The organism is Formosa sp. S-31, assembly GCF_051172795.1.
GTDB lineage: Bacteria > Bacteroidota > Bacteroidia > Flavobacteriales > Flavobacteriaceae > Formosa.
The window spans coordinates 80,323-96,293 of the sequence record NZ_JAENDK010000003.1 but is presented as its reverse complement, the minus strand read 5'-3'; the positions used below and the strand labels follow the sequence as shown (position 1 = coordinate 96,293).

10 protein-coding genes are annotated in these 15,971 nt (G+C 35.2%); 8 read left to right on the top strand and 2 right to left on the bottom strand.

Annotated elements, in window-relative coordinates; genetic code table 11:
- Positions 1-112 precede the first annotated feature (112 nt).
- The 6 genes from I3217_RS04950 to I3217_RS04925 all read left to right on the top strand — a co-directional run bounded on the left by I3217_RS04950 (position 113) and on the right by I3217_RS04925 (position 10,758).
- Positions 113-2,986: a TonB-dependent receptor domain-containing protein gene (locus tag I3217_RS04950; RefSeq protein WP_435048639.1), complete on the top strand. Its 2,874-nt coding sequence runs from the start codon at positions 113-115 to the stop codon at positions 2,984-2,986.
- A gap of 120 nt (positions 2,987-3,106) precedes the next feature.
- Positions 3,107-4,099 carry a VOC family protein gene (locus tag I3217_RS04945; protein WP_435048638.1) on the top strand — a complete coding sequence of 331 codons (993 nt, stop codon included), beginning with the start codon at positions 3,107-3,109 and terminating at the stop codon, positions 4,097-4,099.
- Between the two features lie 54 nt (positions 4,100-4,153).
- Entirely contained in the window at positions 4,154-5,269 is a 1,116-nt protein-coding gene (locus tag I3217_RS04940; RefSeq protein ID WP_435048637.1) for an alpha/beta hydrolase family protein, read from the top strand.
- 51 nt (positions 5,270-5,320) lie between these two features.
- Positions 5,321-6,463 (top strand): FAD-dependent monooxygenase, encoded by a 1,143-nt coding sequence (locus tag I3217_RS04935; RefSeq protein WP_435048636.1) that lies wholly within the window; start codon positions 5,321-5,323, stop codon positions 6,461-6,463.
- Positions 6,464-6,474: 11 nt separating this feature from the next.
- Positions 6,475-7,431 (top strand): fumarylacetoacetate hydrolase family protein, encoded by a 957-nt coding sequence (locus tag I3217_RS04930; protein WP_435048635.1) that lies wholly within the window; start codon positions 6,475-6,477, stop codon positions 7,429-7,431.
- 12 nt (positions 7,432-7,443) lie between these two features.
- Positions 7,444-10,758: a glycosyl hydrolase gene (locus I3217_RS04925; protein ID WP_435048634.1), complete on the top strand. Its 3,315-nt coding sequence runs from the start codon at positions 7,444-7,446 to the stop codon at positions 10,756-10,758.
- A 137-nt stretch (positions 10,759-10,895) separates the two neighbouring features.
- Here the strand turns inward: I3217_RS04925 and I3217_RS04920 are convergent, their stop codons facing one another.
- Both I3217_RS04920 and I3217_RS04915 read right to left on the bottom strand, forming a co-directional pair.
- The gene (locus tag I3217_RS04920) at positions 10,896-11,783 is read right to left on the bottom strand and encodes a dienelactone hydrolase family protein (protein ID WP_435048633.1); all 888 of its coding nucleotides are present in this window, start codon (positions 11,781-11,783) and stop codon (positions 10,896-10,898) included.
- Positions 11,784-12,615: 832 nt separating this feature from the next.
- On the bottom strand, positions 12,616-13,815 hold the full coding sequence (locus tag I3217_RS04915; RefSeq protein WP_435048632.1) for an aminotransferase class I/II-fold pyridoxal phosphate-dependent enzyme: 1,200 nt from the start codon (positions 13,813-13,815) through the stop codon (positions 12,616-12,618).
- A 161-nt stretch (positions 13,816-13,976) separates the two neighbouring features.
- Here I3217_RS04915 and I3217_RS04910 point away from each other — a divergent pair, with 161 nt between their 5' ends.
- Together I3217_RS04910 and lpdA are read left to right on the top strand one after the other, a co-directional pair.
- Positions 13,977-14,435 (top strand): Lrp/AsnC family transcriptional regulator, encoded by a 459-nt coding sequence (locus tag I3217_RS04910; RefSeq protein WP_435048631.1) that lies wholly within the window; start codon positions 13,977-13,979, stop codon positions 14,433-14,435.
- A gap of 123 nt (positions 14,436-14,558) precedes the next feature.
- Positions 14,559-15,959, top strand: a complete 1,401-nt coding sequence (lpdA, locus tag I3217_RS04905) for a dihydrolipoyl dehydrogenase (RefSeq protein WP_435048630.1) — start codon at positions 14,559-14,561, stop codon at positions 15,957-15,959.
- The last annotated feature ends 12 nt before the right edge of the window (positions 15,960-15,971 follow it).

Genomic DNA, 15,971 nt, shown 5'->3' with positions numbered 1-15,971 from the left:
TTGTAATATTATAATTTTGAGATGCTTGTTATTGAATAATTTACATGTATGGATGTGTATTATTATTAAATAGCAATAAACAACTAATAATATTGAATAATTCTAACTATTTATGAAAAAAGAGATTAAATTAATTTTGTTCTTTTTGTGTTGTGTATTGAATACTTTTGCTCAAGCGCAAACAGGAGGGGTGTCTGGTAAGGTAACAGATCAAAACGGTGTCCCTATTGCCGGGGTTTCGGTATATACTTCCGATACTAAAAATGGAGCTGTAACAGATTTTGATGGTGAATTTGTTATAAATGATTTGGAATATAAAAGTTACCAAATTGTTTTTTCTTATTTGGGTTATAGTAAGCAAACGATTACTGTTACTATTCCACAAACAGAGCTTTTAACAATAGTTTTAATTGAAGATACTTCTCAACTTGATGAGGTAATAATTACAGGTGTATTTGATCCGCGTTCAAAAATGGAATCTTCAGTTGCTATTTCTACAATTGGCGTGAAACAAATCGACAAAATAGCAATAACTAGTTCTGCCGATTTGTTAAAAAACGTACCCGGTGTATATGTCAATAATTCTTTAGGTGAAATTAGAAATACAGTTTATTCACGTGGTGTTTCTGTGGGCTCAAATGATGGGCAATCTGGTTATTATTATGTTTCCATGCAAGAGGACGGATTGCCTGTAACTAATGCTACATTTGGAAACTATGGACCAGACTATTTTCTTCGTACAGATGCAACTTTAGGCCGATTAGAAGCTGTAAGAGGTGGTACAGCATCTATTTTAGGAAATAATGCCCCTGGTGGAATTTTCAATTATGTATCAAAAACCGGAGGAGCAGATTTTGAAGGGGAAATACGTGGCAAATTTGGACTGGAAGGTAATGGAAAAAACTTATTTTATCGTACAGATTTTAATGTCGGTGGCCCACTTAGCAAAGACAAATCCTTAACCTTTAATATTGGAGGTTTTTATCGTGAAGCAAAAGGACCTAATTACCCTGGTTATTTAATGAATGATGGCGGCCAGATTAGAGCAAACTTTTCTAAATCCTATAAATCGGGAAGCATTAGACTGTACTTAAAGTATTTAGATGACAAAAATGGCTCAAACGAATTTTTGCCAACTGTTGGTTTCTCAGACCCACATTTCGCCCCTGGAGTAACTTCTACGACATCGGTTTTAATTCCTAGAGTAAAAGAAACGTTTACAATAAATGATACCGGTAAAAGAGTAAACTACGATTCAGCAAATAAAATTCATTCTAAGGATAAATCTATTGGATTAAACTGGGATCAAAATTTAGGAGAGGGATGGAATTTCGATAATAAATTTCGTTATTCAGACAAATCATCAGTATGGAATACTACGGGTGTAGTTTACCCATTTGCTGTAGACGATTTAATATGGCATGCTGTATCTGGCAACCTATTCAATTTTGGTACTTACTCGTTTAACGACCACGCAACCGGAACTCAAATTGGATCTGTAACAAGTGCTCCTATTTTAATAGATGGCAATTTTGCAGGATTCGACTACCAAACCAATTACAGTAATTTTCCAGGTGCAGGAATCCAAGCTAATTCCTTATATTTTAATCCACTTTTCTATTCGGAAAACGAAATGAAAGAGGTGATTGATCAGTTTACAGTAAGTAAAAAGTTTAATGACATGAGTTTTACTGCTGGTCTATTCTATGCCAATTCTATTTTAGACAGATGGGACGCGCGAGAAGCAGGTGTATCTTATTCTCAAATGACCTCTCCCCGTCCGCAATTAACGGATATTTCGTTCCAAGGCTTATATGATGGCCAAACCTATTATGTTACCAATCCAAATGGTATAGCTGGTGGTTCTGGATCTAGTATTCCAGTAAATTATATTGATGCCAAGCAAAATCAAATTGCATTTTTCTTGGGCCATAATTGGGAAATAAATTCTAAATTAAACTTAGACTGGGGTATTCGTTACGAAACCGTAACCTTCAGTGGATCCAATCAAATTTCTGAAATTATAGATTCTACAACTGGTGGAACAGACGGTAATCCTTATACATTGTATGATAACAGAAGTGGTATCATCGGTAATACTTACCGTTACTCTGATCAGAAAATAAACACCTTTTCTTATTCTGCGGGATTGAACTACAAATTTACCGATAACCAAGCATTATATGTGCGTTATTCCAAAGGAGAAAAAGCGCCTGATATGGAAATGTTTGTAAACATAAACACACAATTAGCACTTGATAACTTAAACCCGATTGCGCAAGATGTGCAACAATGGGAAGTTGGTTATAAACTAAAATCAGGAAATTCCGATTTGACTGCGACACCTTTCTATAGCCTATTAAGTAATGTGCCATTACAGGTTACAGCTCAAGAAACAGAAGAAATATCAAGTTCATACTTAACACCTGTTTTATACAATAAATATAGAACTTACGGTATTGAAATTGAAGGTAATCATCAATTTACTGATAAATTTGGCGTTAGAGTTGTTGCTACTTTCCAAGATGCAAAAGCTACAGAATTCAAAACTTGGGATATCGGCGAAAATGGAAGTGATGATGATACGATAATTGATTTTTCTGGTAATAAAACAGACAATAGTGCAAATGTAATTTTAAGAGTATCACCATCCTATGTTTCTGGTAAATTTTACTCATCATTAGATTTTTCTTACATGGGTAAAAGAGCTGCAAACGTAGCGAATGCTTTTTATTTACCAGCTTTCAATCAATCTAATTTAAACGTAGGTTATAATATTACTCCAAATATTCAATTACAAGCAAATATCAATAATATTTTTAATCAATTAGGAGTTATGGGATGGTCTGCACCAGGAGGTTTTCCGGCTGCTTTAGACAGACAAGGATTTACTAAGGAGGATTTAGATGCTAATCCTAATGCTGTATATTCTACCGTAAACTTACCTCCAAGATCCTATTTTTTAACCTTAACATATAAATTTTAATTAGAATCTGTTCTTTAAATTAAGTTTAATGTCATGACTTAAAAGTGATTTTATACTTAGATTTTTGATAAAAGGGCATAATCATAGATAAAATATACATAACAATAAAATATAACGTAAATGGCAAAAAATCCACATTATTTTTCGCAAATGGCACATGTAGAAGTGCTTACAAAGGACTTGGAAAAGTCAGTACATTTTTTTGAAGATATAGTTGGTATGGATATAACCGGTAGAGAAGGTAATTCTGTGTACTTGAGAGCCTGGGGCGACTATTTTCATCATACATTAAAATTAACGCAAAGTGATGTTTCCGGTTTAGGCCACATAGGCTGGAGAGCAGACAGTCCCGAAGCATTAGGAGAGGTTGTGGCTTATCTGAAAAGTCAGGGTGCTGGATTGGGCTGGGTAGAAGGCGATTTAGGGCATGGTAAAGCTTATCGGTTTAAATCTCCAGACGGACATATGCATGAAGTATTCTGGGATGTAGTTTGGTTGAGAGAAGAAGGTGAACGTGCCAGTATTTATGCCGATCGCTATGCAAGTAATAGAGGTAAAGGCGCTAATCCAAGACGTTTCGATCATGTTACTTATATGGTATCTAAAGGTAAGTATGTAGAAGAGAAAGCCTTTTGGAAAGGAATGGGATTAAAAAATCCGGATGAAATTAGACTTTCTGATGAGCAACCCCCAATTGGAGGGTTGTGGACAACTGCGAATTTATCGCATGACATAGCCGTCTTTACAGATCCTAATATAGAGCCTAATCAAGCGGTTTTAAATCATATTTGCTGGAATGTAGATAGTAGGGAAGAAGTGCTTTTAGCCTTAGATTATTTTGCAGAAAAAGGATATAAAAGTGTAATGGGGGCACCAACCAGACATAAAGCCGATGAAGGATTTTTTATATATATAATAGATCCTGGAAGTGGAATTCTTTTTGAATATTACGCGTGCGCCCGATTGGTTTTTGCACCAGATCATCAGGACGTACATTACCTAAAAGATAACCCGAACGATGCCTGGGGCTTTGCTAATCCATTTGCAGAAATGGGAAAAGGTAAAAAAATGGGGTTGTCTAAGGATGGAACGGTTAAACCGGTTGATATTTAATTTGTAGTTTATATTAAACAGAATAAAAGATTTATAAATTTAAAATATAAAAAGATGTGGCATTATTTTCCAGGTAAATATATGCCTTCGTATCAGGTAAACAGAGCGCTAACACAGGCGCATTATGGCGGAGGTGAATTTGCAGAAATATTGGAAGTAGCAAGTAATATAGATCCTGATAATCGAGAAACTTTTAATGTCGCTTGGTTAAATAAGGGAAATGAAGTTTTTGAAATAGCAGAAGCGTATGAACAGGATAAGGCTTTTGTGTCTGCTAGACGTACTTATTTAAGAGCTTTTAATTATTTGCGTTCTGCAGAGTTTTTTATGAACCTTCATGATAATAGAAAAATTGACACTTATTTAAAGGCAAGGGATGCTTTTTTGAGAGCAATTAAATATTTTGAAAACGAGGTTGTAACGGTTGAAGTGCCTTTTGAAGGCTCCTTTTTACCAGGCTATTTATTCAGACCAGAAGGGGTTGTTAACCCTCCTGTAATGGTTATGTTTGGAGGTTTAGACAGCTTGGCAGAAGAGTTATACTTTGGTATTTCACACGAGTTAAATGCGAGAGGAGTAGCGCTTTTAGCTGTCGATGGACCAGGTCAGGGGGCTGCCTTAAGGTTGAATCATATTCATTCTCGTTATGACTATAATGTGGCTGGAACAGCTGTTTTAGATTGGGTTATCGATAACCTAAAAGATGTTGTAGATGTTCAACGAGTGGGAATTGCAGGTATTTCCATGGGGGGCTATATGTCTGCACGATGTGCAGCCTTTGAACCACGATTTAAAGTGTGTATGATTTTTGGCGCAGTCTGGTCGTATTATTCTGTTTGGAAAGGGAGAAATGGTAATCATCCTTTGGCTGAAATTGTCCAGCATATTATGGATGCAGAAAGTTATGTAGAAGTAATAGAAAAGTTAAAGGGATTTACTTTAGAGAATGGTATTGCAGAACAAATATCCATGCCAACATATATCATGCATGGTGAAGGCGATAAACAAAATTTTGTAGAGCATGCGTATAACCTAAATAACGCACTTACCTGCGAACATGTTTTGGATATTGTACCTAAAGATGAAAGTGGGGCACAACATTGTCAAGTAGACGATTTTACAAAAACTTATAAAATGTACGACTGGATAGCTAAGAAAATTTATGAATAGAAAATGAATTAACCAGTAAAACAACAAACTAACTAAATAAGATTTCTGACTATGAGTAAAATAAATAAAGTATTAATTGTTGGCGGCGGTATCGGCGGACAATCTGTTGGTATCGCTTTACGAAAATTAAACATCGATGTAGAAATTATTGAGATACAGGAAAAATTCGATGTTTATGGAGTAGGCATTATACAACAATCCAATGCGCTTCGTGCTTTAGATGCCTTGGGGGTGGCACAGGAAACCATGCTAAAAGGTTATCCTTACGGTAAGGTTAGAATGTTTACCAGCACAGGTCAAAGTATTGGAGAAGCAGGAATACCCCCAATAGAAGGTTATCCTGTTCATAATGGTATTTCTAGACGTATTCTTCATGAAGTATTATACAATAAAGGTAAAGAAGTAGGTGTAACTTACCGTATGGGACTTACTGTAGATGTAATAGAAGATAAAGGTGTTGCTGGTGTAGAAGTTATCTTTTCAGATGGTACTAAAGGGAATTATGACATTCTGATAGGTGCCGATGGTATAAATTCCAAGGTAAGAAGCCTGGTGTTTGGGGATTATAAGCCCAATTATGTAGGGCTATCTGTTTGGCGTTATGCTTTTAAAAGACCTAAGGATTTGCAAACCGCACGAATGTATTTTGGGAAACATAGCAAATTGGGATTAGTACCTATGACCAAGGATACTATCTATATGTTTTTAGTTTCGGCCGAGGGAGCTGATAATCCTTTTATTAAAGACGACGACAAAGTTTCTATGCTTACAAATTATATGAAGGAATATCAGGTCGATATGGTTCAGGATCTAATTGCTGATGTGGTAGATGCTAAACTTGTGAATTACAGGCCTTTGGAGACTTTGAGTTTATGTGGTACTTGGCATAAAGGCAAAGTTATTATTATAGGAGATGGTGCTCATGCTACCATACCTCAATTGGGCTCAGGAGCTGCTCTGGCTATAGAAGATGCTGTAGTATTGGGTGAAGAATTGAGAAAACAGGATGGAGCTGAAGCTGTTTTTTCTCGATTTATGGAGCGTAGATATAATCGCTGTCGAATGGTTGTAGAGAATTCAGAATTATTAGGGGCTTGGGAGTTACTTACTTTTGAAGGGAAACCTCTTCCTGAAGGGGCTAATATGGGAGCTGTAATGGGTAAAACATTAATGTCTCTTGCAGCCCCAATTTAAAACCAAATTATATGAAATTAATAACCTTTACTAATAAAACAGGAGAAGAACGCATTGGTTGGCTGGAAGGAGATATGGTTGTAGATATGAATTTGTTGGATGACAAATTACCTACCAACATGTTGTCTTTTATAGATAATCATGAATCGTATTTCAAGATAATAAGTACACATTTAAATATTACTCCTCATTATAAAATAGAAGAGGTAAAATTGTTACCTCCACTTCCAAATCCTAGGAGTTTTCGGGATTATGTGGCTTTCGAGGAGCATATGCTTAATGCTTCAAAATCATTTGGTCATCCTGTAAGTAAAGATTGGTATGATATGCCCATATTTTATTTTACAAATCATCATGGTGTATATGGTCCAAACGATGATATTCTTTGCCCTAAGCATGAAACGAATCTGGATATTGAGTTGGAAATGGCTGTTGTAATCGGAAAAAAAGGCAAGGATATCACTGAAGAAGAAGCTGGGGACTATATTTTCGGTTATACCGTTTTTAACGATTGGACTGCTCGTGCCATTCAAAGAAAAGAAATGACGGTACCTCTGGGCCCACATAAAGGTAAAGATTTTGCTAACAGTATAGGGCCCTGTATTATAACAAAAGATGAAATGGAACAATATCGCTGTAGTATTTCAAGGCAATCTCATCCAGAACATTTAGCTATGCCTCCACAAACTAGCAATAGGTTCGATTTAAAAATGACGGCTAAAATTAATGGGAGAACCATTTGCAAAGGTAATTATAAAACCGTGCACTGGACCTTTCCGGAAATGATTCAACGGGCTTCAGAAAATAATGTCACGCTTATGCCTGGAGATATTTTAGGAAGTGGTACTGTTGGTTGGGGAAGTTTAATGGAAAACAATTTTTCTGTTCATCGACCTTTAGCTTCTGGAGATGAAGTAGAATTAGAAATCGAAGGGATTGGAGTGTTGAAAAATAAAGTTGTTCTTTAAAGTTAAATTAAAATGAATCAGGTATTTAAAATAGTAAGTGTTGTATTGTTGAGTTTTCTAACATCAAGCTGTATTACAGATAATTCAGGTAAATTAGATGAATTTTATCTAGGTTTTAAAAGTCCGCCAAATAGTGCAAAACCTCGTGTATGGTGGCATTGGATGAATGGTAATATTACTAAAGATGGAATAAAAAAAGATTTAGATTGGTTGGATGGTATTGGAATAGGTGGTTTTCAAAACTTTGATGCCAATTTTTTAACCCCTGTTATTGTTCCAAACAGGTTGGTTTATATGACTCCAGATTGGAAAGATGCTTTTAAGTTTACAACCGATTTAGCAGTTAATAAGGGCATGGAAATGGCTATAGCAGGTTCTCCGGGATGGAGTGTTACAGGAGGGCCTTGGGTTGAACCAGAAGATGCCATGAAAAAATATGTTTGGACAGAAATTCGGGTTAAAGGAGGGAAATCTTTCCAGGGTAAATTGCCAGAACCACCTAATAATATAGGAGGGTTTCAGGACACGCCCTTAAATGAGAACGGAATGGTTGGACATTTTTTAGGTGAAAAACCAAAGTTCTATAGCGATGCATTTGTTATAGCTTATAAATTACCAGAAAAGGAATCTCAATTGGAAGATTTAAACCCCATTTTAAGTAAAAATGGGGGGGATTTTGATACAAAACTTTTAATGGATCATGATTTGTCAAAATCCTATTATTTGCCACCAGCGGAAGTGGGAGAAGATATGTGGATACAATATGCGTTTAATCAACCACAAACATTTAAAGCCTTTTCTGTCTCTGGTGCTAGCCACGATAAAATGGCAGAATTTACAGGAGGTGTAGATAATCGCAGTTTAAAAGTAAGTGATGATGGTATTCATTTTAGAACTGTTGCTAAGGTAACGACTTCATTAGTGCCATTTAATACAGTTGCAATACCTACAACCACGGCTAAGTACTGGCGTATGTGTTTTGAAACGATGCCTCCTCAACCAGATATTTTTGCTTTAATGTCTGGTGGTCAGTTAGGTGAACTTAAACCTAAAGGTGTTGAAATTGCTGAATTTATGTTATATAATACTACCCGTATAGATCAGGTGGAGGATAAAGCAGGATTCAGTGCCTGGACAGAGAAAGAAATGCCAGTAGATTATAATCTGGATAAGATGGATGCTCTTCAGCAAGATAATATAATAGATATTACCAATAAATTAGAATCAGATGGTACAATTAACTGGGAAGTTCCGGTAGGGAATTGGAAAATTTTGCGATTTGGTTATGCTTTAACAGGAAGACAAAACCATCCGGCACCAGAAGAAGCTACAGGTTTAGAAGTTGATAAGTTAGACAAAGATGCTGTAAGAAGATATATAAACACCTATCTTGATATGTATAAGGAGGCTTCAGGAAATCGTTTAGGATCCGAAGGTTTAGAGTATATGATATTGGATAGTTATGAAGCAGGTTTAATGAATTGGACTTCAAAATTTCCTGAGGAATTTCAAAAAAGACGGGGTTATAGTCTTGTAAAATGGTTGCCGGTACTTATAGGGAGATCGGTAAAAAGTGTAACGGAAAGTGAAAAATTTCTTTGGGACTTTAGAAAAACTATAGGGGAGTTAATAGCTGAAAATCATTATGATGTTATAGGAGAGGAATTGCATAAAAGAGGAATGAAAAGATATACAGAATCTCATGAGAATAAAAGAGTATATCTGGCTGATGGTATGGATGTGAAACGATTTTCAGATATCCCGATGTCTGCCATGTGGACACCTGGTAGTCTTGCTCCGGGACCAGATGAAGAACCAAGAAGTATGGCTGATATTCGAGAGTCTGCTTCGGTAGCTCATATCTACGGTAAGCCTTATGTTGCGGCAGAATCGATGACATCTGTCGGAAAACCATTTCAGGAATATCCTGAAACTTTAAAGCGCACTGCCGATATGGAACTTGCTTCAGGTTTAAATCGTTTTGTAATTCATACTTCGGTACATCAGCCTTTAGATAGCTTAAAACCAGGTTTTTCTTTAGGTCCATTCGGACAGTATTTTACCCGTAATGAAACTTGGTCTGGTGCTATAGCAAAAGAATGGGTATCTTATCTAACAAGAAGTAGTTATGTTATGCAGCAAGGAAGAAATGTTGCAGATATATTATATTATTATGGGGAAAATGAAAATTTAACTTGGTTATGTAGAGAAAAACTGCCAGAAATCCCAAGGGGGTATGAGTTCGATTTTTGTAATGCAACGGCCTTATTAGAAGCGATAGAAGGTAAAGATGGGCGTTTAATTGCTAAAAGCGGAAATACTTATAAAGTATTGATGTTAGATCCTAATGTAAAATATATGACTCTGGACGTACTTAAAAAGCTTGATAAACTGTCAAATGCAGGTGTAAAAATAATAGGAGTAAAACCAATAGCCTCACCAAGTCTATCAGATGATAATAATGTATTTAACAACTTGGTAACATCTATTTGGAAGAAACCTAATGTTGGGTATAATTTAGATTTTAATGTACCTATGGATGTTATCGTTTCCGGTACAGACAATGATATAAAGTTTAGGCATAGAATAGATGCAGATAGAGATATTTATTGGCTTAATAATAGAAATGTTATGCCTACTAAAGGGACGTTTAGTTTTAGAGTAAAAGGTAAAGTTCCTAAGCTTTTAAATGCAGAAACAGGTGAAATAAAACATTTAAGTTACGAATTCAAAGATGAGCGTACTGTAATTGAGTTAGATTTAAAATCATGGGATGCCATTTTTATAATTTTTGATGAGGAAACGACTAAGAAAAAGGTGGAGCTGCCGATTAACGAAAAAATTTCCGAATATAAAATTAGTGGAGAATGGGATATTGATTTTTCCGGACAAAAAAAGACAGTAAATCAATTATTATCTTGGACAGATTCTGAGGATACAAAATATTATTCAGGTACTGCGATTTATTCAACTACGTTTCAATTTGACTCAGATTCATCAACAGAAAAATATGTACTGTTGTTTGATGATTTAAAAAATGGAGCAGAAGTAAAGCTTAATGATAAATTACTCGGAGTAATCTGGAAGAAACCTTATCAGTTAGATGTTTCTGAGGCTATTAAGGCAGGAGAAAATAAACTCGAAGTAAAAGTTACTAATAATTGGGTAAATCGATTAATTGGAGACACACAACCAGAAATGCTGTCTAAGACAACTTTTACAACAATGCCATTTTATAATGAAAATTCTCCATTGATGCCTTCTGGAATAATTGGAGAAGTTAAGATAGTTGGATATCAGAATAGTATTTTAAAAAATAAAAAATAGTTAGTATTCTTGTTAAAATCTGATATCTAAATTAGCTCCTCTAGATTTTATGATTAGTTTTTATTAGAGGAAAATTTAACCCTGTGAGCAATAATAGAGATATTATGAATCACAGGGAATTTTTATGAAAATAAAAGTTAAACCAAATTGGTTTTAAAAAAAGCAATGGTACGTTTCCAGGCTAAAGCAGCTGCTTTTTCATCATATCGTGGCGTGGTATTGTTATGGAAACCGTGATTTACTTGAGGGTATATGTAAGCTGTATATTTAATATTATTAGATTTTAGTGCCGTTTCATAATCAGGCCAGCCTGCATTTACCCGAGTGTCAAGTTCGGCATAATGTATTAAAAGTGGGGCTTTAATTTGTGCTACGTCTTCTACAGAAGGCTGACTACCGTAAAAAGGTACTGCAGCGCCTAAAGTAGGAATTTTTACAGCCATCATATTAGAAATCCAACCACCAAAACAAAAGCCTACGACACCAATTTTTCCATTACAATTTGGATGGGTTTTTAAATACTCATAGGCAGCAATAAAGTCCTCCAACATTTCATTGCGGTCACGTTGTTTTTGAAGAGCTCGTCCATCGTCATCATTACCAGGATAGCCTCCCAATGGTGAAAGAGCATCTGGTGCCAGGGAAATAAATCCTTCTATAGCGGCTCGTCTTCCAACATCCTTAATATAAGGGTTTAGTCCGCGATTTTCATGTACAATAATAATTCCTGGTAATTTGTCTTTATGATTCTGAGGCTGTGAGAGTAGACCTTTTATTTCGCCTCCTCCTTTAGGCGATGCATAAGTAATATAATCTGAGTTGAGGCGCTGGTCATTAGCGGAGACTACCTGTGTATTCGTGTAATTTGGAGAAATAAAACTTAGCAGTGCAGAAACTGTAATCCCCCCAATAGCATAAAAAGATAACTTTTCAATAAACTTCCGGCGGTCTATTATATTATGTGCATAGTCGTCATACAATTCAAATATTTCAGGATTGAGGTCTTCTTTTTTTATAGGTTTCATAGGTTTTACAATTTTGGATAGGTCTTTGTTATTTTAAATATAACTATAACTATAATGAGGTTGTCTGATAAATAATATTTAAAGAAAAATAATTTTTTGTTTTAAGTGTAAGCAATTGGTAATTTATAAAAATTAAATCAAATTTTATTTAAATATTATATATTATTCAAAGGATAAATTTGTGAAAGTATTAGTAATGAAATTTATTTATAAAAGCCTTTTAAGGTTTAAATTTTTCTCTAAATTGCATCATCAAAATTTGTTAATATAAGAAGTTAAAACTGCATACGGTTTTAAAAAAGTATAGGCTGTGAGCCCCAGAAAATGCGTTTCAAAAAACATTTTCGGGGAATTCATAACCCAGAGGTCTTATAATGAAATATTCTTCCTTTTATTTTTATTATTTAATTTAATGAAATTGAGAGGCTACCTTAACTTTCATTTTTTAGCCAAAACTCATAAATCAGGTTAACAGAAAATTTTTAAGAATTAATCAGTTTTATTTTTTTGATTGTCTGTGTAATAAAGACTTAATGTTATATTTGCAAATGATTGAAAATTAAATTAATTCAATTTTGGTCAACAATTCGGTCAACAGGTTGAGTTAATAGTTGAGAAACATAGTAAATATAGGGTATACGTGAATAGGTTCGAATCCTGTCGCGATCACTACCAAAAACCCCGCAATTAGCGGGGTTTTTTGTTTTTGGTGGGTTTGTGCAAATAGGTAATTTTTACTTTTTGGAGCGTTTTGTTAGTATATAAACAAAAAAAAAACGCTTCTTAAATTGTAGAAGCGTTTTTTGAAGAGAAAAACTTAAAATTGTAAAGTTTATACAATGTTTAATGACGACATACAGTCTCGCATCATTGTATAAGTACGTTCTATATCAGCATCTAATCCTATCGAGAATCTTATTAATCCGTCGGTTAAACCCATGTCTTTTTGTTCAGTTTCAGGTATTTCTGAAGAGGTAGAACTTCCCGGAGCACTGAATAAGGTTTTGTAAAACCCTAAACTTACAGCCAGATACCCAAGATTTTTATGTTGCATAAGCTCCATCAATTCATTTGCTTTTTCAAGAGATCCCACATCTATTGTTAACATACCTCCAAATCCGTATTGTTCATTCATCATGGATTTAAATAATTCGTGAGAGGGATGAGATGTTAAACCTGGATATACGGTTTTTAATCCGTCTGCTTCAAACTTTTTGGCTAAAAATAAGGCGTTTTTACTGTGTTGCTGCATCCGGATGTGTAAGGTGCGTAAGTTTTTTAAGATAGAAGCTGCGCGCAAACTATCCATGGTAGATCCAAGTAACATGGATGCTCCGTCATTAACATTCCGTAACTGATCAATTAGTTCCTGAGTGCCGCAAACCACGCCGCCAACGGTATCGCTGCTGCCGTTAATGAATTTGGTTAAACTATGAATAACAATATCGGCTCCTAGTGTAGCAGGAGAAATGCTTAAGGGCGAAAAGGTATTGTCGACTAATAGTTTTAGATGGTATTTTTTAGCTAGTTTGGCTAATCCCGCAATATCGGCTACTTCTAAAAGCGGATTGCTTACAGTTTCACAGAATATGACTTTGGTGTTTTTGGTAATAGCAGCTTCAACTAAATCTAATCTGGTTATATCAACAAAACTGGTTTCGATATTAAATCTAGGGGTAAAGTTTTTTAAAAAAGCGTAAGTGCCACCGTATATAGTTCTACTGGATACGATATGATCTCCCGCGCCGCAAAGTTGCAGTAAAACAGGCGTGATAGCTCCCATCCCGGAGGCTGAAACATTGGCGGTTTCAGTGCCTTCCATTGCAGCTAAAGCTTCGCCTAAATATAGGTTGGAAGGAGAGGAGTGTCTCGAATAAAGATAGCATCCATCTGCATTTCCTTCAAAGGTGTCGAACATGGTTTTTGCCGATAAAAAGGTATAGGTAGAGGAATCAGATATGGATGGGTTTACTCCCCCGAATTCTCCAAAATATTGTAAGTCCTGTATGTTGTTTGCCGGTTTAAATTTCATGATGAAAGTATTAAGTTCTGTATGGTAAAATTCTGTATAAATAGAATTTTTATCAATAGTATTGCGTTATTTTAGATTTAAAATCAATATAAAATGTATTATATAGATTTTTAATTTGTTAATTTTGGGTTTGTTAGTGATTTTTAGAAAAATTTTCATGTATGGGTTTTGATACTATAGATAAAAAACTGATTCAATTATTACAAACCGATAGTAAGCTAACCAATAAAGCCTTGGCAAATGCATTGAATTTATCGGTGACAGCTGTGTATGAGCGTATTAAAAAGTTAGAAAATCAGGGGGTGATTAATGGGTATGTGGCTTTGGTTAACAAAGAAAAGGTTGATAAAACGTTTCTGGCGTATTGCCATGTTAAGTTGGAAAAGCACAGTCAGGATTACGTTATGAAGTTCGAAAAGGATGTGGCTAACTTAAGCGAGGTCATGGAATGTTATCATTTAAGCGGTGATTATGATTATTTGCTAAAAGTTGTAGTTAAAGATATGGTGGCTTTTAGGGAGTTTATGGTAAATAAATTAACTACAATTAACCATATAGGAAGTACGCATAGTATGTTTGTAATTAATGAAGTTAAACACAGTACAGTAATTCCTGTTTAGCAAGCTGTTGAATTTGTTAAATTCAAAACGAAAGTCTTAAAATTTCAAGAATCTTAATGATTATAACTCATGTAAATTTGTACTTTTGTTAACTGTTTTAAAAAAAGAATCAAAATCAATTTTATGAATTCATACGATGTAGCCGTTATCGGCTCAGGACCTGGAGGATATGTAGCAGCAATTCGTTGTGCACAACTGGGTATGAAAACTGCAATAATAGAAAAATATGCAACACTAGGAGGAACATGTTTAAATGTAGGATGTATCCCAAGTAAAGCATTATTAGATTCATCTCACCACTACGAAGATGCTGTAAAGCATTTTGAAGATCATGGTATAGAAGTTCCTGGAGATATAAAGGTTAATCTAGAAAAAATGATTGCTCGTAAGCAATCTGTTGTAGATCAGACTACCGGAGGTATTGACTTTTTGATGAAGAAAAATAATATAGATGTATATCAAGGGCTAGGTGCTTTTAAAGATGCTACTCATATTACTATTTCCGGAGAAGAAACTATCGAAATTGAAGCTAAAAATACAATCATAGCCACAGGTAGTAAGCCATCGAGTTTACCATTCATAAATATTGATAAAGAGCGTGTTATTACCTCTACCGAGGCTTTAAAACTAAAAGAAATTCCTAAGCATTTAATCGTAATTGGTGGAGGAGTAATAGGATTGGAATTAGGTCAGGTGTATAAGCGATTAGGCGCAGAAGTGTCTGTTGTAGAGTTTATGGATCGTATTATCCCAACTATGGATGCTGGTTTGTCTAAAGAGCTTAATAAAGTATTAAAGAAGCAAAAGTTCAAAATTAATACGTCGCACAAAGTAAAATCTGTTGAGCGTGTTGGTGATGAAGTTATTGTTAAGGCGGATAATAAAAAGGGAGAAGAAGTAGAGTTTAGAGGCGATTACTGTTTAGTGTCTGTTGGGCGTCGTCCGTATACAGACGGGTTAAATGCAGAAGCTGCAGGAGTTAAAGTTAACGACAGAGGGCAGATAGAAGTTAATGATCATTTACAAACAAGTGCTTCTAATATTTATGCTATTGGCGATGTTGTTAAAGGAGCAATGTTAGCGCATAAGGCTGAAGAAGAAGGCGTTTTTGTTGCAGAAACTTTAGCAGGACAAAAGCCACATATTGATTATAACTTAATTCCGGGGGTAGTTTATACCTGGCCGGAAGTGGCTGCTGTAGGAAAATCTGAAGAGCAGTTAAAAGAAGAAGGTGTAGCTTATAAAGTAGGACAATTCCCAATGCGTGCTTTAGGTAGAAGTAGAGCAAGTATGGATTTAGATGGTTTTGTGAAAATACTTGCAGATAAGACTACCGATGAAATTTTAGGCGTTCATATGGTAGGTGCACGTGCTGCCGATATGATTGCAGAAGCAGTTGTGGCTATGGAGTATCGTGCAAGTGCAGAAGATGTTTCAAGAATGTCTCATGCGCATCCAACGTTTACAGAAGCTATTAAAGAAGCGGCTTTGGCAGCTACAGAAGATAGAGCATTACACGTATAAATATACGATATT

Excerpts from the sequence above, each read along its gene's own strand:
- I3217_RS04925 (WP_435048634.1), top strand. The coding sequence starts at position 7,444 with ATGAATCAGGTATTTAAAATAGTAAGTGTTGTATTGTTGAGTTTTCTA.
- I3217_RS04945 (WP_435048638.1), top strand. The coding sequence starts at position 3,107 with ATGGCAAAAAATCCACATTATTTTTCGCAAATGGCACATGTAGAAGTG.
- I3217_RS04910 (WP_435048631.1), top strand. The coding sequence starts at position 13,977 with ATGGGTTTTGATACTATAGATAAAAAACTGATTCAATTATTACAAACC.
- I3217_RS04950 (WP_435048639.1), top strand. The coding sequence starts at position 113 with ATGAAAAAAGAGATTAAATTAATTTTGTTCTTTTTGTGTTGTGTATTG.
- I3217_RS04940 (WP_435048637.1), top strand. The coding sequence starts at position 4,154 with ATGTGGCATTATTTTCCAGGTAAATATATGCCTTCGTATCAGGTAAAC.
- I3217_RS04915 (WP_435048632.1), bottom strand. The coding sequence starts at position 13,815 with ATGAAATTTAAACCGGCAAACAACATACAGGACTTACAATATTTTGGA.
- lpdA (WP_435048630.1), top strand. The coding sequence starts at position 14,559 with ATGAATTCATACGATGTAGCCGTTATCGGCTCAGGACCTGGAGGATAT.
- I3217_RS04935 (WP_435048636.1), top strand. The coding sequence starts at position 5,321 with ATGAGTAAAATAAATAAAGTATTAATTGTTGGCGGCGGTATCGGCGGA.
- I3217_RS04930 (WP_435048635.1), top strand. The coding sequence starts at position 6,475 with ATGAAATTAATAACCTTTACTAATAAAACAGGAGAAGAACGCATTGGT.
- I3217_RS04920 (WP_435048633.1), bottom strand. The coding sequence starts at position 11,783 with ATGAAACCTATAAAAAAAGAAGACCTCAATCCTGAAATATTTGAATTG.